The organism is Bacteroides fragilis NCTC 9343 (genome assembly GCF_000025985.1).
Classification (GTDB): Bacteria; Bacteroidota; Bacteroidia; order Bacteroidales; family Bacteroidaceae; genus Bacteroides; species Bacteroides fragilis.
This window is the reverse complement of the sequence record NC_003228.3, coordinates 64,144-79,927: the sequence shown is the minus strand read 5'-3', so window position 1 is coordinate 79,927 and position 15,784 is coordinate 64,144. Positions and strand designations below refer to the sequence as shown.

The window sequence follows — 15,784 nt, the reverse complement described above, 5'->3', positions numbered from 1 at the left end:
AAAGAAAGAGAAAGAAGAGAAATTTAAGATAATAAAAATCCACCGGGAGTTCTTTCCTTTGTTCTTCGAAAAACATAAAGGCAACAGAGAAGGCAACAAGAAGATAAAGAACAGATTATAGAATAGAATTTCATCCGGTACAAAATACTAAAATATCGAAAGAGGACCTACTGAGGACAGTAATTCAAATTAGCGTTTTATTCGGTGAGATAAAGGGATACAAAAAAGGCCCTAAAACTGTCTGTTTTAGGGCTTTTTTATAAAATATATCCGATTGTATGTTGTCCTACCAAGATTCGAACTTAGACAAACAGAACCAAAAACTGTTGTGCTACCATTACACCATAGGACAAGCTATTGCGCTTTCTGTTAAAAAGCGATGCAAAGATAATGCCATGCAAGCTATTTTCCAAATATTTTTAGACTTTTTTGTATAATAAGTCTCGTTAGCCGAAGCGAATTGCTACCTTTGTACTTACAGAAATCAATAAAGTAAACAAATAAATTCAGTAAGTATGAGAAAACTTTTTGTATGTATTGCACTGGGTCTCACCACGCTTACCGGCAATGCCGCATCACCGCTATGGATGCGCGATGTACAGATTTCGCCGGACGGAACAGAAATAGCGTTTTGCTACAAAGGAGACATTTATAAGGTATCTGCCGGAGGAGGAACAGCCATCCAGCTCACAACACAGCCTTCGTATGAATGTACCCCCATTTGGTCACCCGACAGTAAACAAATAGCTTTTGCCAGTGATCGTAATGGCAACTTTGATATTTTTGTAATGCCTGCGACAGGAGGTACAGCACAAAGACTGACTACCCATTCTTCATCCGAACTGCCTTCGGCTTTTACACCGGATGGAAAATATATTCTCTTTTCAGCATCCATCCAGGATCCGTCACAAAGTGCTTTGTTCCCGACAACAGCCATGACAGAACTATACAAGGTTCCCGTGAACGGAGGACGTACGGAGCAGGTACTGGGTACTCCGGCCGAAGCCGTTTGTTATGCGCCATCAGGAGAGTTCTTTCTCTATCAGGATCGTAAAGGTTTTGAAGATGAATGGCGGAAACACCACACTTCGTCCATCACCCGCGACATTTGGCTGTACGACACTAAAACAGGAAAACATACCAACCTGACCAATCATGCCGGAGAAGACCGCAATCCCGTACTTTCACCGGACGGAAAAAGCGTATATCTTTTAAGCGAACGGAAAGGGTCATTTAATGTTTATAGTTTTCCATTGGACAACGCACAAGACCTGAAAGCAGTAACATCGTTCAAAACACACCCGGTACGTTTCCTGTCAATGAGTCACGGCGGAACGCTATGCTATGCATACGACGGAGAAATATATACCCAAAAGGATAATGCCACTCCACAGAAAATAAACATAGATATTGTCCGTGATGATCAGGACAAAATAGCAGACCTGACTTTTACAAACGGGGCAACATCAGGGACTGTATCACCGGATGGGAAGCAAATTGCATTTATCGTACGGGGAGAAGTATTTGTAACCTCAACTGATTATGCAACTACAAAGCAAATCACCCATACACCCGCACGCGAAGCCGGGTTAACATTTGCTCCGGACAATCGTACACTGGCTTACGCAAGTGAGCGTAACGGCAACTGGCAACTTTTTCTTGCTAAAATAGCCCGTAAGGAAGAAGCTAATTTCCCCAATGCCACCATCATCGAAGAAGAGGTGCTGTTACCATCCGCAACCGTGGAACGGGCCTATCCGCAGTTCTCACCGGACGGTAAAGAGCTGGCATTTATAGAGGAGCGTAACCGTTTGATGGTAATCAATTTGGATACGAAAAAAGTTCGTCAGATCACCGATGGTTCCACCTGGTTCAGCACAGATGGAAACTTCGACTATCAATGGTCACCTGACGGCAAATGGTTCACCCTCGAATTTATCGGCAACCGACACGATCCTTACTCGGATATAGGATTGGTAAGTGCAAAGGGGGACAGTCCGATTACCAACCTGACCAACAGCGGTTACATGAGCGGATCTCCCCGTTGGGTACTGGACGGCAATGCCATTTTGTTCACAACCGAACGATATGGTATGCGTGCACATGCTTCCTGGGGTTCACAGAATGATGCCATGCTGGTATTTCTCAATCAAGATGCTTTCGACAAGTTCCGCCTGAGCAAAGAAGATTATGAATTGCAAAAAGAACTGGAAAAGGAACAACAGAAAGATAAAGAAAAAGCCTCAATTGACCCGAAAAAAGATAAGAAGAAGGATCCCCAAACAGATACTGAGAAGAAAGATGAGATCAAAAACATCCTAGTAGAACTGAATGGTCTTGAGGATCGCATCATACGCCTCACTCCCAACTCTTCGAACCTGGGCAGTACTATTATCTCAAAAGACGGCGAAACTCTCTACTATCTGTCAGCATTCGAGGGCGGATTTGATCTATGGAAAATGGATCTCCGTAAAAAAGAGACCAAACTGCTTCATAAAATGAATGCCGGATGGGCTTCTATGGATATGGACAAAGATGGAAAATCCCTGTTTGTCCTGGGAGGTAATACCATGCAAAAGATGGACCTCAGCGGAGAAACCCTGAAGCCGATCAACTATAAGGCAGAGATGAAAATGGATCTGGCTGCTGAACGAGAATATATGTTCGACCATGTATATAAGCAACAACAGAAACGTTTCTACAACGCCAACATGCACGGAGTAAACTGGGATACCATGTCTGCTGCTTATCGTAAATTTTTGCCACACATCAATAATAACTATGACTTTGCCGAATTACTCAGCGAATGGCTGGGAGAACTGAATGTATCACATACCGGCGGGCGTTTCTCTCCATCTATACCGGGAGATGCCACAGCCAGTCTGGGGGTACTTACAGATTGGAATTATAAAGGAAAAGGCGCATCGATCATGGAAGTGATTGAGAAGGGCCCTTTCGATCACGCCCGCTCGAAAGTAAAAGCCGGAACTATCATTGAAAAAATTAACGGACAGGAAATAACCCCTGAAACAGACTATCATACGTTATTGAACGACAAAGCAAACAAAAAGACACTCGTTTCATTATACAATCCGCAAAGCGGTGAACGGTGGGAAGAAGTAGTTATCCCGATCGGCAACGGAATACTCAATAATCTGCTCTACAAACGTTGGGTGAAACAACGCGCGGCCGATGTAGATAAATGGTCTGACGGACGTCTGGGATATGTACATATACAATCGATGGGTGATGACAGTTTCCGTTCTGTCTACTCAGATATTTTAGGAAAATACAATAATCGCGAAGGAATCGTTATCGACACCCGTTTCAATGGCGGCGGCCGCCTTCACGAAGATATTGAAGTATTGTTCAGTGGTAAAAAGTATTTCACCCAAGTCGTCCGCGGACGCGAAGCTTGCGATATGCCCAGCCGCCGATGGAACAAGCCGTCTATCATGCTAACGTGTGAAGCCAATTACTCGAATGCACATGGCACACCATGGGTATACAGCCATCAGAAACTAGGTAAATTGGTAGGTATGCCCGTACCGGGAACCATGACCAGCGTTTCTTGGGAACGTCTGCAAGACCCGTCTCTGGTATTCGGTATTCCTGTCATAGGCTATCGACTTCCGGATGGGAGCTATCTGGAAAACACACAGTTGGAACCGGATATTAAAGTAGCCAACTCACCGGAAACAATCGTCAAAGGGGAAGATACACAATTGAAAACAGCGGTAGAAGAATTGCTGAAAGAACTCCCGGCAGGCAAAGGGAAAAAGCATTAACCTATCCACTCTATAAATAAAAAGGATGGATTCTAAGAATCCATCCTTTTTATTTATAGCGAAACTTCACTTCTTCCGTCGTCCTGACACAAAACGGGGAGAAAGAAGTTCTTTATTTTGCAATAATCAAATAATAGTTTTTCTTACCACGCTGAACCAACAGATACTTTTCATCAAGCAAGTCGGCAGTAGTAATCACCTGATCAAAAGCAGCCAGCTTCTCTTTATTCAAAGAGACACCGCCACCTTGAACCAATTTACGCATTTCACCTTTTGAAGCAAATACAGCGGCATTGTCGACAAACAAATCAACCGCTTTCACTCCCTCTGCCAACGCATCACGTGAGATCTCAAATTGAGGAACACCTTCGAACACAGCCAACAATGTATCTTCATCCAGCTTTTTCAACGCATCGGAAGTGGCATTACCAAATAAGATATTGGATGCGTCTACTGCAGCATTGTAATCCTCTTCAGAGTGAACCATCACAGTTACTTCCTTTGCCAGACGTTTCTGGAGCACTCGCAAATGCGGAGCTTCATTATGTTCGGCAATCAGTCCGTCAATTTCTGCCTTATCGAGTGAAGTAAATATCTTAATATAGCGCTCAGCATCGGCATCACTCACATTGAGCCAGAACTGATAGAACTTGTAAGGAGAAGTATAACGAGGGTCCAACCAAATATTACCCGATTCGGTCTTACCAAATTTTCCACCGTCAGCTTTGGTGATTAACGGACAAGTCAATGCATAAGCCTCACCACCGTTAGTACGACGAATCAGTTCAGTACCGGTAGTGATATTTCCCCACTGATCAGAGCCTCCCATCTGCAGTTTACATCCTTTGGTTTCGTAGAGATGAAGAAAGTCATAACCTTGCAACAACTGATAGGTAAACTCAGTAAACGACAATCCGTCACGGGCTTCACCGTTCAGACGTTTCTTTACCGATTCCTTAGCCATCATGTAGTTCACAGTAATATGCTTACCTACTTCGCGGGCAAAATCCAGGAAAGTGAACTCCTTCATCCAATCATAGTTGTTCACTAGTTCAGCTCTGTTAGGAGCATCAGATTCGAAGTCCAAAAACTTAGCTAGTTGCTTTTTGATACAAGCCTGATTGTGACGCAGTGTTTCCTCATCCAGCAGATTGCGTTCGGCCGATTTACCCGAAGGATCGCCAATCATACCGGTCGCACCACCAATCAAAGCCAATGGTTTATGACCACAACGCTGGAAGTGACGCAATATCATCACACCACATAAGTGTCCGATATGCAATGAATCGGCTGTCGGGTCAATACCCACATAAGCAGTCACCTGTTCTTTAGCCAATAACTCTTCTGTGCCGGGCATCATGTCATGCACCATTCCACGCCATCTTAGTTCTTCTACAAAATTCATCGAATGATAATAAGTTTTAAAGTTTAATTAGGGCAAAAGTACGACTCTTTATCGTAACAAGCAACTCTTATTGCCTAAAAAAGACGTTATTAATGTTTTGACGCACTTGTTGCATAAGTTTGCAAAGAGGTATCTCCAATAGCAAAGCAGCACGTTCATAAAGGCAATGAATATCTATCATACTTTCATCCGTTTCCAAAAATAAATATTCCAAGGGAATGCCCCAAAGCACTTCCTCCTGATATTTCTCACCCAATGAAACATAGATCCCTTCCCGGATGTACTGCAAAGCCAGTTCTTTCTTTCCACGGAACCCATGTATAATCCAAGGATTAGAGGGTTTCATTTTTTTCCTCAGGCAGATAATTTCGTTCGCCGAACGCACTGCATGAATCACCAACGGATATTTCATTTCGTGTGCAAGCATAGCCTGTTTCTCAAATACTTCCTGTTGCAACATATAGTCCGTCCGAACCAATTTGTCAAGACCGGCTTCACCTATTGCCAGAACCTGGGGACACTGTATCGCTGCAAGCAACATCTCCCACTGCCGGTCAAGGTTTTCACGAGTCAGATACCACGGATGAATTCCGACAGAATAATAAGCACCGGCCAACGGATCAAACTCTGCGGGCTGACAATTTTGTATCGCCTGTCCAAGTTCAACAGGCATCCGATGTGTATGTATATCGAGAATGTCCATAGACTATTAAGGAACCGGATCGTATCCCGATCCACCCCAGGGATGACAACGGAGAATTCGTCTGACAGCAAGATAAAGTCCCTTAAAAGGGCCATGTTTCTTAATCGCTTCAATAGCGTATTGCGAACAAGTAGGAGTGAAACGACATGAAGGAGGAGTCATGGGCGAAATGCATGCTCTGTAAAAGTAGATAGGAAGCAACAATATATATGACAACAGGCGTTTCATACCAGTTTCTCACTAATACGAGCCAGTAGAATCTTCATCTTTTCCTCTATTTCGGCCGAGGACGTTAATTCGTCCGAAAGATAGATAAAGGCAATAGCCAACTGTTGCTGCTTATCAGTAAGAATCTGCAAAAGTTGATGTTTATGCATCCGGTAAGCCTCACGCAACTGGCGTTTCACCCGATTTCTTTTTACTGCACGTTTAAATCGTTTTTTCGAAACGCTCAGTAAAATAGATGCCTGAACATCTTGATTTTCAACAGGCATATACACCACACGCAACGGAAAGATGGAAAACGACTTTGAGCCGCCCGCAAACATCTTCTCAATCAGAATCTTACTATTCAGCCTTTCGGCTTTGCACAGGGTATTTGCCATAATAATAACAAACGGTAAACAATAAACAGTAAACAACGGACAGATAACTTAGCTTGTTCATCGTTCACCATTTATTGTTTACCGTTTCATTTATTTTCCTTTATTGTTTTCCTTAATAAACAAATCGAGGGCAGCCGTCATTGAAGGAGCTTTCACGTTAGGTGCTTCAAGATCAAGACGGAGTCCGGCATCACGAACAGCTTGTGCTGTAGTCGATCCGAATGTTCCGATCTTAATGTCCTTCTGATCAAAATCAGGGAAGTTCTTCTTCAGCGAAGATACTCCGGCAGGACTAAAGAATACCAACATATCATAATCAAACTCCTCTCCCTCCATAAAGTCATTGCTAACAGTGCGATACATTACGCATTCCGTATGCTGGATGTTATTTTTATCCAGCAGATCCCTCACGTCATCGTTGTGTACATCCGACATCGGGACGAGATACTTTTCTGTTTTATGTTTCACAATCGAAGGAATCAGATCCTCGATCTTGCCCGTAGCACCAAAGAAGATCTTACGCTTACGATACTGCACATACTTCTGAATATAAAGAGCAACAGCTTCTGTTACACAGAAATACTTCATCGTCTCAGGGATCGTCACACGCAACTCCGTACAAAGATGGAAGAAATGATCAATCGCATGACGCGATGTAAATATAACAGCCGTATGATCTAAAATAGATACTTTCTGTTGTCTGAATTCTTTCGCAGAGACGCTCTCAACCTTGATAAAGGGGCGGAAATCTATTTTTACACCATACTTTTCAGCAATGTCGTAATAAGGAGATTTCTCTGAAGCAGGCTTTGGCTGCGACACTAATACTTTCTTAATTTTCAACGTCCTAAAAATTTATTATCAAAACATTATTTAGCTGAATCATACCTTGATACACTATCAGACAAGGTACGATTTCAAGGGCACAAAAGTATAAAATTAAAAGGAAAACCCCATAAATATTACAGGAAAAAAGCTTTAACCACTTGTAAAACATCAATATTTTAGTAAAAATTACCAAAACGCAACCAATTGAAACTAAAAAGGTGACATTCAAATCAAAATAGACCAGAAACAAAACAAACGGAAATAAAGCGAATCCAAGGTAATAAATCAGCGTAGAATAAGACTCCAGCCATATATCGGTTTTGCTTTTGTCAAAAAACACCCATCCCAAAAACGAATATAAAATCCATTTAAACAAAAGATAGAGTAAACAAACAGCCACATAAACTCCCAAAAGTATATGCGGCGAAACACGCTCCATCAATGCAGGCCTGACATCATTAAAATAGTTAAAAATACAAACACCTCCAAGAACGCAGGTCTGCACGATAAGTAATAGCAAATAGCGCATGTCAGCCGCCGTAGAAGAAGCGAAAATGCTCGTTCTTTCACGATGTAACATAAAATCTTTCACCTGTTGCAACAGAAACTTCTTGCTGCGTGCCAACACATACGCAGAAACAAAAAAACATCCCAACAGTATCATAGCCAACCCATCGTCAGTTCTTGGAGAATAAGGAATCGGCATACCCTCCGCCCCGGTCACGGTCTCACTTACCGCCTGTAAATCCACCCGGCTACCCAACGTATTCTGGGGAGCACCGGCTGCACTAATTACATGCTGCACAGTATCTGCCTCCTGTGCGCCAAGAGAGTCCTGGACAAAAATCATATAGCGGCAAACTTACGAATAGAACCATCCCACACCGGTATGGAATAAACCAACTCTACAGCCTCCTCCGGAGTATGTGCCACATGCCAGATATCTCCATGCTGTTTCCTCATGAAATTACCTTCTATAGCATTTTCAAGCATCTCCAGCAACGGGTCAAAGAAACCATTAGTGTTTAATATCACGATCGGGTTAAGATACAACCCCAACTGTTTCCAGGTAATAATCTCAAGCAGCTCTTCCAAAGTTCCGCATCCTCCGGGCAGTGCAATCACGGCATCACTCTTTTCAGCCATCAACCTCTTACGCTCGTGCATACCTTCTACCTCGATAAGCTCTGTCAATCCCGTGTGATGCCATCCCTGGTCTACCATAAAATGAGGAATTACTCCGGTCACTTCTCCCCCATTCTGCAATACTGCATCAGCCACCGAACGCATCAATCCTATATTCCCCGCTCCATTTATCAAACGGATATGCCGGTTTGCCAACAGATGCCCTAATTTCATGGCTGCATCAAAATAAGTCTGGTCTATTTTTGTACTTGAAGCGCAATATACGCATACGGAAGTTATTTGGTTCATTTCTTGCATGGGTTTAGTTCAACACGCTGCAAAAGTACCAAATTTCAAGGAGAAAAGAAGAAGGCTGCCTTGTTTTCTCCCCATATCGGGTTAAAAACAAGTGCAGCCTTCTATAATAAATAGCTGTAAAGCTACGCTGATTACAAACCGAAAGCGGCTTTTACTTTGTCCACATAGTCAAGTTTTTCCCATGTAAACAGTTCCACTTCCATAGTCCGGTCGCCTTCATAACGAGATTGAAAATGCTTAGTCACCATCTGAGGTTCACGCCCCATATGCCCGTAAGCAGCAGTTTCACTATAAATCGGATAACGCAGTTTCAGGCGGTCTTCAATAGCCTTCGGACGAAGGTCAAACAGTTCATCGATCTTTCTGGCGATCTCTCCATCACTCATCTTCACGTTACTGCGTCCGTATGTATTTACATAAATATTAATAGGACGAGCCACACCGATAGCATAAGAAACCTGTACCAGCATTTCGTCGGCAACACCGGCAGCAACAAGATTCTTAGCAATATGACGGGCAGCATAAGCAGCACTACGATCTACTTTGCTTGGATCTTTACCGGAGAAAGCACCGCCACCATGAGCTCCCTTTCCACCATAAGTGTCCACAATGATCTTACGTCCGGTGAGTCCTGTATCTCCATGAGGGCCACCGATCACAAACTTACCGGTCGGATTCACATGATAGATAATATGGTCATTGAACAAAGCAAGAACCTTCGGATGATTAATAGAAGCAATGACACGAGGCATCAGCACCTCAATCACATCTTTCCGGATCACTGCCAACATCTCTTCATCAGCCTTCAGTTGGGCAGCGGCAGAATTATCAGCCGGTAATATAAATTCATCATGCTGTGTTGAAACAACAATCGTATCAATGCGTACCGGAGTACCGTTATCATCATATTCAATGGTTACCTGGCTCTTTGCATCCGGACGAAGATAAGTCATTTCTTTACCTTCGCGGCGGATATCGGCCAACACAAGAAGTATTCTATGTGCCAGGTCAAGAGACAACGGCATATAGTTTTCTGTTTCGTTGGTTGCATAACCAAACATCATACCCTGGTCGCCTGCTCCCTGGTTCATCGGGTCTTCGCGTTCTACACCACGGTTAATGTCCGCACTTTGTTCATGAATGGCAGAAAGTACACCGCACGAATTACTTTCGAACATGTATTCGCCTTTCGTGTAACCAATCTTTTGGATCACTTCACGTGCAATCAGTTGCAGATCAACATAAGCACCTGTTTTCACTTCTCCCGCAAGCACCACCTGTCCGGTAGTTACTAAGGTTTCGCAAGCTACTTTCGAACTGGGATCATAAGCCAACAGTTTGTCAAGCACAGCGTCCGATATTTGATCGGCCACTTTATCGGGGTGTCCTTCAGACACCGATTCGGATGTGAATAAATATCCCATAATAAAATTATGAATTATGAATTATAAATTATGAATGAGGGCAAAGATTCAAAAAAGAGTAGAAAACGCATACAGAAGGGAATGTTGTTTTAGCATTTTTTTCTGTGGTTGCAAGCTACTCAAATCTTTCCACATTTCATTTCAGGGACAAAGGTAGATAATATTTTGGATTTATTGCTACTTTTGCTTCGTATTAACAGACTACCTTATGAAAAATAAACTAAAAACCGCTTTTACATTATTGGTGTATATTGCTGTCACAGTGGGTATTTACGCCTTAATCTGTCATCTGAATCACCAGCCCTTCGACGATTTGCGCATACTGTATGCCGTACTGATCGGCTGCGTAGCCTACCTTCCCCGACACCTGATGGTTCGCAAATCACGAAAGAGCCAGAAATAGCTCTTTAATCGTCTTATGAAACACCGGATGAACAACGTCCGGTGCAATCTCGGCAAGGGGTTCCAGAACAAACTTACGGTCGGTCATCAACGGATGAGGCACTATAAGACTTTCATCCTGTAGTATCTTATCGCCATAGAGCAAAAGATCAATATCAATCAGGCGGTCACTATACACACCGTCCCGTGATTTATGCAAACGCCCTATTTCCTGCTCTATCCGTTGAGTACTTTCCAGTATCCCGACAGGGGACAATACTGTCTCCACTCCCACCGCAGCATTCAGAAAGTTGTTTTCCGACTGAAATCCCCAGGGAGCAGTAGCATAAAAAGCGGAAAGAGAAATGATTTTCCCTATCCGCTCCTCTATTTTTTGTAGGGCAACACGAAGATTTAGCTCCTTATCACCCAAGTTGGTACCTAATCCCAAATATACTTTCATCACTTATCCAAAATCAGCATCGCATCTCCATAAGTACCAAAGCGGTAACCCTCCTTCAACGCTATGTGATATGCATCCATCACCTGATCGTAGCCACCAAAAGCAGCCACAATCATCAATAACGTAGAAAGCGGCATATGGAAGTTTGATACCATGGCATTTGCCACAGTAAAGTCGTATGGAGGGAAGATAAACTTGTTCGTCCATCCTTCGTATTCCTTCAAATGTCCGTCTGTACTTACCGTACTTTCAATAGCACGCATTACAGTTGTTCCCACAGCACATACATTCTTACCCAGATCTTTAGCACGATTCACTATCTTGACAGCCTCCTCCGTCACAAACATCTGCTCAGAGTCCATTTTATGCTTTGTCAGGTCTTCCACATCGATATCACGGAAGTTTCCGAGTCCTGCATGCAATGTGATATATGCAAAGTCTATTCCCTTAATTTCCATACGTTTCATCAGCTCACGGCTGAAGTGCAGACTTGCAGTCGGTGCTGTCACAGCCCCTTCGTTTTTAGCGAAGATAGACTGGAAACGTTCTGCATCCTCCTCTTCAACCGGACGGTTCAGAATCGTATGTGGCAATGGAGTTTCTCCTAATGCATACAATGCTTTTTTAAATTCATCATGAGGTCCGTCATACAGAAAACGAAGCGTACGCCCACGTGAAGTAGTATTATCAATTACTTCAGCAACCATTGAGTCATCATCCCCAAAGTAAAGCTTATTGCCGATACGGATTTTACGTGCCGGATCTACCAATACATCCCACAAACGCAATTCCTCGTTCAACTCGCGCAACAAGAACACTTCGATACGCGCACCTGTTTTTTCCTTATTTCCGTATAAGCGTGCAGGAAACACCTTGGTATCGTTGAATACAAACACGTCTTTATCATCAAAATAATTCAGGATGTCTTTAAACATCTTGTGCTCAATCTCTCCCGTACGCTTGTGGAGTACCATCAAGCGCGACTCGTCTCTGTACTTTGTAGGGTGCAAAGCAATCTTTTCTTCGGGTAACTTAAATTTAAATTGCGACAGTTTCATGATAATAATGTGCGTTTATTAATTATTTTATTTTCTATTTTTTTACTTCAATCAGATATCTCAACATCTTGCTGATCTATCCATTCCGCGAACTTTGCCGGATCCAGACACTGCTCTAACTTAACGTCTCCCACACGGGTACGTATCAGCCCGGTCAAGTGCGCCCCGCTTTGCAAAGCCTCTCCGATGTCACGTGCCAATGCACGAATATAAGTCCCCTTGCTGCAAACCACCCGTATTTTAATTTCCGGTAAATTACACTCCAACAACTCTATCTCATCAATCACCAGCAATTTCGGTTTCAACTCCACTTCCTGGCCTTTACGGGCCAAATCGTAAGCGCGTGCACCATCTACCTTACAAGCCGAGAAAGCGGGAGGTATCTGCTGTATCTCGCCAACAAACGTTTTCAACGTCTTTTCCACCAACTCACGGGTAATATGCTCCGTAGGGTATGTAGCATCTATTTCATGTTCCAGATCGTAAGACGGAGTAGTAGCGCCCAACTGTATGGTAGCCACATACTCCTTCGTATGATACTGAAACTCCTCTATTCTCTTGGTAGCCTTGCCTGTACAAACAATCATCACCCCTGTTGCCAAGGGATCGAGTGTACCTGCATGTCCAACCTTTAATTTCTTCACTTTCATCCGCCGGCACATATGGTAACGGGCGTGCCCCACGACTTTAAAAGACGTCCATCCCAACGGTTTATTAAAATAAAGTACTTCTCCTTCTTTAAAATTCATCCGCAATTTATTGCAATTGTGAAACGACAATGGTGACCACTCCAACTATTGCACAATAAATAGCAAAGTAAATCAACTTACCTTTCTTCACGATATTAATCATCCACTTACAAGCCAGGCAACCTGAAACAAAAGCCGCAATGAAACCTACTATCAATGACAAAGTAGGAATATCGCCCGCAATAGCCTCACCTTTTATCATCTTCATACCATCCAGCAGCGCCTCTCCCAATATAGGAGGTATCACCATCAGGAAAGAAAATTGTGCCAGTTTCGCTTTATTATCACCCAATAACAAACCGGTTGCAATCGTACTGCCCGAACGAGATAATCCCGGTAATACTGCACACGCCTGCGCCAGGCCAATGATAAATGCATCCTTCATCGAGATGTTCTCTTTCTGGCGTGGCTTTGCATAATACGAAAACGACAGTAACGCAGCCGTCAGCAACAGCATGCAGCCAACAATCAGTAATCCCGAGCCAAAAATGGCCTCCACTTCATCTTTAAAAAACACCCCAACGATACCAATAGGAATCATCGAAATCAAGATATTGATTACATAGCGTGTTTCACTGTTCATCTCAAACTTAAATAAACCACGGAAAATCCAGTCTATCTCTTTCCACAGAATCACCAATGTACTGAACACAGTGGCTACATGTACCACAATGGTAAATGCCAGATTTTCTTCTCCTTCTATACCAAATAAAGCCGAACCAATGGCCAAATGCCCGCTACTGCTTACCGGTAAATACTCAGTCAGTCCCTGAATCAATCCAAGGATCAGTGCTTCAAACCATTCCATCCTGTTTTATTCTTTTGTTTTGGGTTTGCGCATCACGCCATATATCATAAAAATAAAGCCCAGGAAACAGACCACCGGAGCCACCTTAATTCTTCTCACACTGAAAATGTCCGCCTGAAACACCGTTTCCGACGATGAAGGCCCTGTCATCAGGATAAAACCCAGAATAACCACTGCCATGCCGATAGCAAGCAGAATGAAGTTCGTTTTATCGAAGGCAAATTTTTGTTTATCACCCATTGTTATTTACATTAATTTATTTACATCTATAAATCCGGAATTACACATAATATAGCGTACTTGCTTTCATCCTCAGATATTTATTAATAGAAAGATAAGCACACAAGAAAGTGATGACCACACCGAACACCAATACTGCGCCCGATACCAGTAACATGACTTCGGGCGTAATTACCCGAATCAATTCAGGCTCATAGGATACCAGCCAGTAAGCGGCCCCCATCAGGATCGTATCTGCAATAAAAGCAGCCAGAACCCCACTCCATATATTCCTTTTCAAAAACGGACGACGAATAAATCCCCAGCTCGCTCCCACCAGTTTCATCGTATGTATCAAGAAACGTTTCGAGTAGATAGCCAGCCGGATTGTATTATTAATCAGCGCAAAAGAGATAAATGTCAACATCACGGCCAATGCCAGCAGAACAAGACTGATATTACGGATATTTTCATTTACCGCGTCGATCAAGTCTTTCTGATAAAGCACATCCTGTATATTGGTATTTCTTTTAATCAATTTCTCTATTTTCGCAATACTGTCGGAGTTCGCATAGTCCGAATGCAATTTAATTTCTATTGAAGCCGTAAACGGGTTATACCCCAAAAACTCTTGCGGATCGGTCCCCATGGCTTCCGTCTGCTCTTTCAATGCCTGTTTTTTCGAGATATATTCTGTTTCTTTCACAAAAGGTTCATTATTCAGCCGTTTCTGAAGCTTCAGAATATCTGTCTCCTTCATATCATCACTGATAAGCACGGAAAAATTAATATTTTCCCGCACATAAACAGACAAATTATTGGCCGCCAATACAAAGAACACCACAAGCCCCAGTAACAGCAATACCAACGTGGTACTGATACTGGAAGTGATGAACTGCATATCAAAATATGACACAGCGTTATTTCTGCTTTTACTCTTCATCAGCGTTTCTTTCTGAATACATAAATCATCGAACTACTCCGTTCCTTTTTAGCCTGGGCACTCAACCATGCCGCCGTTCCGGTCCACATGCCTTTCACAAAGGAGTATGCACTACCTTTATGTTTCTCCGTCAGCATCGATACATAGAAAGCATCGAACGGCATCGGATGACGGGCTGCCAGAATAAATCCGTGCTTCGACCCGAACTGCTGAATCGTGGCAGGCGTAAAATGCCATAAATGACGGGGTACATCATAAGCAGCCCAGTACTTCCCGTATTTCATCGCATCATACGACGAGCAATTAGGCACAGCCACTATCAATACCCCTTTCTCGGTCAACAGTTCACGTAACAATTCCCACGTTTCGTCCAAATGTTCCAAGTGCTCCATGACGTGCCACAACGTGATTACATCGAACGTTCCCGGAACTAATTCTTTCAATGCAGCCTCCGGCCTCACATTCAGCCCGAAATGTTCGCGTGCAAAATTACGGGCTTGTCCGCTCTTTTCCACGGCCTCTACTTCCCATCCCTTGTTTTGCATCGTATGGGCAAAGTAACCGGTACCTGTACCGATATCCAGTATCCTCCCGGTTTTTCGATGAGACTCTTTCATCACCAAACGCGCCTTTCTTCCAAGCATATACTGACGTACATGATGGTAAATGGCATTCATGGCACCTTTCTTCGTGTCCGAATGGGAAATATAATCAGGTGTTTCGTAATATCTGCCTATTTCCGCCTCTACCGGGACTCCTTGCGTAAAAATAAATCCGCAATCTTCGCAGGTGTACAAGTCAAACTGTTCACCGGAAGCATAAAAATCCGTACAGGTCATAGCACGTTTCAAATGTGCGCCCCCACATAGCGGACAGGCATTTATAGTGAGTTTATTCATTGGTTTTATCTGCATATTTAAGTGTACCCCGAAACGACAGGACACACTCCACCCGAATTTGGTGCAAA

17 protein-coding genes and 1 tRNA gene are annotated in these 15,784 nt (G+C 43.2%); 2 read left to right on the top strand and 16 right to left on the bottom strand.

Features of this window, described 5'->3' with window-relative positions:
* Positions 1 to 281: 281 nt before the first annotated feature.
* Positions 282 to 352, bottom strand: a tRNA-Gln gene (locus BF9343_RS00355).
* A 163-nt stretch (positions 353 to 515) separates the two neighbouring features.
* Here BF9343_RS00355 and BF9343_RS00350 point away from each other — a divergent pair.
* Positions 516 to 3,788, top strand: coding sequence for a S41 family peptidase (locus tag BF9343_RS00350; protein ID WP_008657877.1), 3,273 nt, complete (start codon positions 516 to 518; stop codon positions 3,786 to 3,788).
* 112 nt (positions 3,789 to 3,900) lie between these two features.
* Here BF9343_RS00350 and tyrS read toward each other — a convergent pair whose 3' ends face one another.
* From tyrS to metK, 8 genes are all read right to left on the bottom strand, one after another.
* Positions 3,901 to 5,193 (bottom strand): tyrosine--tRNA ligase, encoded by a 1,293-nt coding sequence (gene tyrS / locus BF9343_RS00345; protein WP_010991893.1) that lies wholly within the window; start codon positions 5,191 to 5,193, stop codon positions 3,901 to 3,903.
* Positions 5,194 to 5,260: 67 nt separating this feature from the next.
* Positions 5,261 to 5,896, bottom strand: a complete 636-nt coding sequence (locus BF9343_RS00340) for a TatD family hydrolase (protein WP_005783653.1) — start codon at positions 5,894 to 5,896, stop codon at positions 5,261 to 5,263.
* A gap of 6 nt (positions 5,897 to 5,902) precedes the next feature.
* Positions 5,903 to 6,124, bottom strand: coding sequence for a membrane protein insertion efficiency factor YidD (gene yidD / locus BF9343_RS21710; protein WP_005779696.1), 222 nt, complete (start codon positions 6,122 to 6,124; stop codon positions 5,903 to 5,905).
* Complete coding sequence (gene rnpA, locus BF9343_RS00335; protein WP_005783651.1) at positions 6,121 to 6,501, bottom strand: ribonuclease P protein component; 381 nt, start codon at positions 6,499 to 6,501, stop codon at positions 6,121 to 6,123. The genes yidD and rnpA overlap by 4 nt, the downstream gene beginning before the upstream one ends.
* Before the next feature lie 90 nt (positions 6,502 to 6,591).
* Positions 6,592 to 7,344, bottom strand: coding sequence for a uroporphyrinogen-III synthase (locus BF9343_RS00330; RefSeq protein ID WP_005783649.1), 753 nt, complete (start codon positions 7,342 to 7,344; stop codon positions 6,592 to 6,594).
* Positions 7,345 to 7,348: 4 nt separating this feature from the next.
* Positions 7,349 to 8,179: a DUF4271 domain-containing protein gene (locus tag BF9343_RS00325; RefSeq protein WP_010991892.1), complete on the bottom strand. Its 831-nt coding sequence runs from the start codon at positions 8,177 to 8,179 to the stop codon at positions 7,349 to 7,351.
* Positions 8,176 to 8,763, bottom strand: a complete 588-nt coding sequence (locus BF9343_RS00320) for an LOG family protein (RefSeq protein WP_032532449.1) — start codon at positions 8,761 to 8,763, stop codon at positions 8,176 to 8,178. Before BF9343_RS00320 ends, BF9343_RS00325 begins: the two co-directional genes overlap by 4 nt.
* A gap of 140 nt (positions 8,764 to 8,903) precedes the next feature.
* Complete coding sequence (gene metK / locus BF9343_RS00315) at positions 8,904 to 10,196, bottom strand: methionine adenosyltransferase (RefSeq protein WP_005783643.1); 1,293 nt, start codon at positions 10,194 to 10,196, stop codon at positions 8,904 to 8,906.
* A gap of 208 nt (positions 10,197 to 10,404) precedes the next feature.
* Here metK and BF9343_RS21705 point away from each other — a divergent pair, with 208 nt between their 5' ends.
* Positions 10,405 to 10,599 (top strand): hypothetical protein, encoded by a 195-nt coding sequence (locus tag BF9343_RS21705; RefSeq protein ID WP_005783641.1) that lies wholly within the window; start codon positions 10,405 to 10,407, stop codon positions 10,597 to 10,599.
* Here BF9343_RS21705 and folK read toward each other — a convergent pair.
* Genes folK through BF9343_RS00280 form a run of 7 tightly spaced genes read right to left on the bottom strand, consistent with a single transcriptional unit; the run spans position 10,579 to position 15,716 of the window.
* Positions 10,579 to 11,040 (bottom strand): 2-amino-4-hydroxy-6-hydroxymethyldihydropteridine diphosphokinase, encoded by a 462-nt coding sequence (gene folK / locus BF9343_RS00310; protein WP_010991890.1) that lies wholly within the window; start codon positions 11,038 to 11,040, stop codon positions 10,579 to 10,581. The two genes, BF9343_RS21705 and folK, sit on opposite strands and share 21 nt — an antisense overlap.
* The gene (queA, locus tag BF9343_RS00305; RefSeq protein WP_005783637.1) at positions 11,040 to 12,098 is read right to left on the bottom strand and encodes a tRNA preQ1(34) S-adenosylmethionine ribosyltransferase-isomerase QueA; all 1,059 of its coding nucleotides are present in this window, start codon (positions 12,096 to 12,098) and stop codon (positions 11,040 to 11,042) included. The genes folK and queA overlap by 1 nt, the downstream gene beginning before the upstream one ends.
* A gap of 47 nt (positions 12,099 to 12,145) precedes the next feature.
* The gene (truB, locus tag BF9343_RS00300) at positions 12,146 to 12,847 is read right to left on the bottom strand and encodes a tRNA pseudouridine(55) synthase TruB (RefSeq protein ID WP_005783635.1); all 702 of its coding nucleotides are present in this window, start codon (positions 12,845 to 12,847) and stop codon (positions 12,146 to 12,148) included.
* Between the two features lie 7 nt (positions 12,848 to 12,854).
* Entirely contained in the window at positions 12,855 to 13,655 is an 801-nt protein-coding gene (locus BF9343_RS00295) for an undecaprenyl-diphosphate phosphatase (RefSeq protein ID WP_005797037.1), read from the bottom strand.
* A gap of 6 nt (positions 13,656 to 13,661) precedes the next feature.
* Positions 13,662 to 13,895, bottom strand: a complete 234-nt coding sequence (locus tag BF9343_RS00290; protein WP_005779716.1) for a DUF3098 domain-containing protein — start codon at positions 13,893 to 13,895, stop codon at positions 13,662 to 13,664.
* 40 nt (positions 13,896 to 13,935) lie between these two features.
* Entirely contained in the window at positions 13,936 to 14,817 is an 882-nt protein-coding gene (locus tag BF9343_RS00285; protein WP_005779718.1) for a cell division protein FtsX, read from the bottom strand.
* Positions 14,817 to 15,716 carry a methyltransferase domain-containing protein gene (locus BF9343_RS00280; protein WP_008769124.1) on the bottom strand — a complete coding sequence of 300 codons (900 nt, stop codon included), beginning with the start codon at positions 15,714 to 15,716 and terminating at the stop codon, positions 14,817 to 14,819. Before BF9343_RS00280 ends, BF9343_RS00285 begins: the two co-directional genes overlap by 1 nt.
* Positions 15,717 to 15,784 lie beyond the last annotated feature (68 nt).

Coding starts and splice junctions, on each gene's coding strand:
- BF9343_RS00350 (WP_008657877.1), top strand. CDS start 516: ATGAGAAAACTTTTTGTATGTATTGCACTGGGTCTCACCACGCTTACC.
- tyrS (WP_010991893.1), bottom strand. CDS start 5,193: ATGAATTTTGTAGAAGAACTAAGATGGCGTGGAATGGTGCATGACATG.
- BF9343_RS00340 (WP_005783653.1), bottom strand. CDS start 5,896: ATGGACATTCTCGATATACATACACATCGGATGCCTGTTGAACTTGGA.
- yidD (WP_005779696.1), bottom strand. CDS start 6,124: ATGAAACGCCTGTTGTCATATATATTGTTGCTTCCTATCTACTTTTAC.
- rnpA (WP_005783651.1), bottom strand. CDS start 6,501: ATGGCAAATACCCTGTGCAAAGCCGAAAGGCTGAATAGTAAGATTCTG.
- BF9343_RS00325 (WP_010991892.1), bottom strand. CDS start 8,179: ATGATTTTTGTCCAGGACTCTCTTGGCGCACAGGAGGCAGATACTGTG.
- BF9343_RS00320 (WP_032532449.1), bottom strand. CDS start 8,763: ATGAACCAAATAACTTCCGTATGCGTATATTGCGCTTCAAGTACAAAA.
- metK (WP_005783643.1), bottom strand. CDS start 10,196: ATGGGATATTTATTCACATCCGAATCGGTGTCTGAAGGACACCCCGAT.
- BF9343_RS21705 (WP_005783641.1), top strand. CDS start 10,405: ATGAAAAATAAACTAAAAACCGCTTTTACATTATTGGTGTATATTGCT.
- folK (WP_010991890.1), bottom strand. CDS start 11,040: ATGAAAGTATATTTGGGATTAGGTACCAACTTGGGTGATAAGGAGCTA.
- queA (WP_005783637.1), bottom strand. CDS start 12,098: ATGAAACTGTCGCAATTTAAATTTAAGTTACCCGAAGAAAAGATTGCT.
- truB (WP_005783635.1), bottom strand. CDS start 12,847: ATGAATTTTAAAGAAGGAGAAGTACTTTATTTTAATAAACCGTTGGGA.
- BF9343_RS00295 (WP_005797037.1), bottom strand. CDS start 13,655: ATGGAATGGTTTGAAGCACTGATCCTTGGATTGATTCAGGGACTGACT.
- BF9343_RS00290 (WP_005779716.1), bottom strand. CDS start 13,895: ATGGGTGATAAACAAAAATTTGCCTTCGATAAAACGAACTTCATTCTG.
- BF9343_RS00285 (WP_005779718.1), bottom strand. CDS start 14,817: ATGAAGAGTAAAAGCAGAAATAACGCTGTGTCATATTTTGATATGCAG.
- BF9343_RS00280 (WP_008769124.1), bottom strand. CDS start 15,716: ATGAATAAACTCACTATAAATGCCTGTCCGCTATGTGGGGGCGCACAT.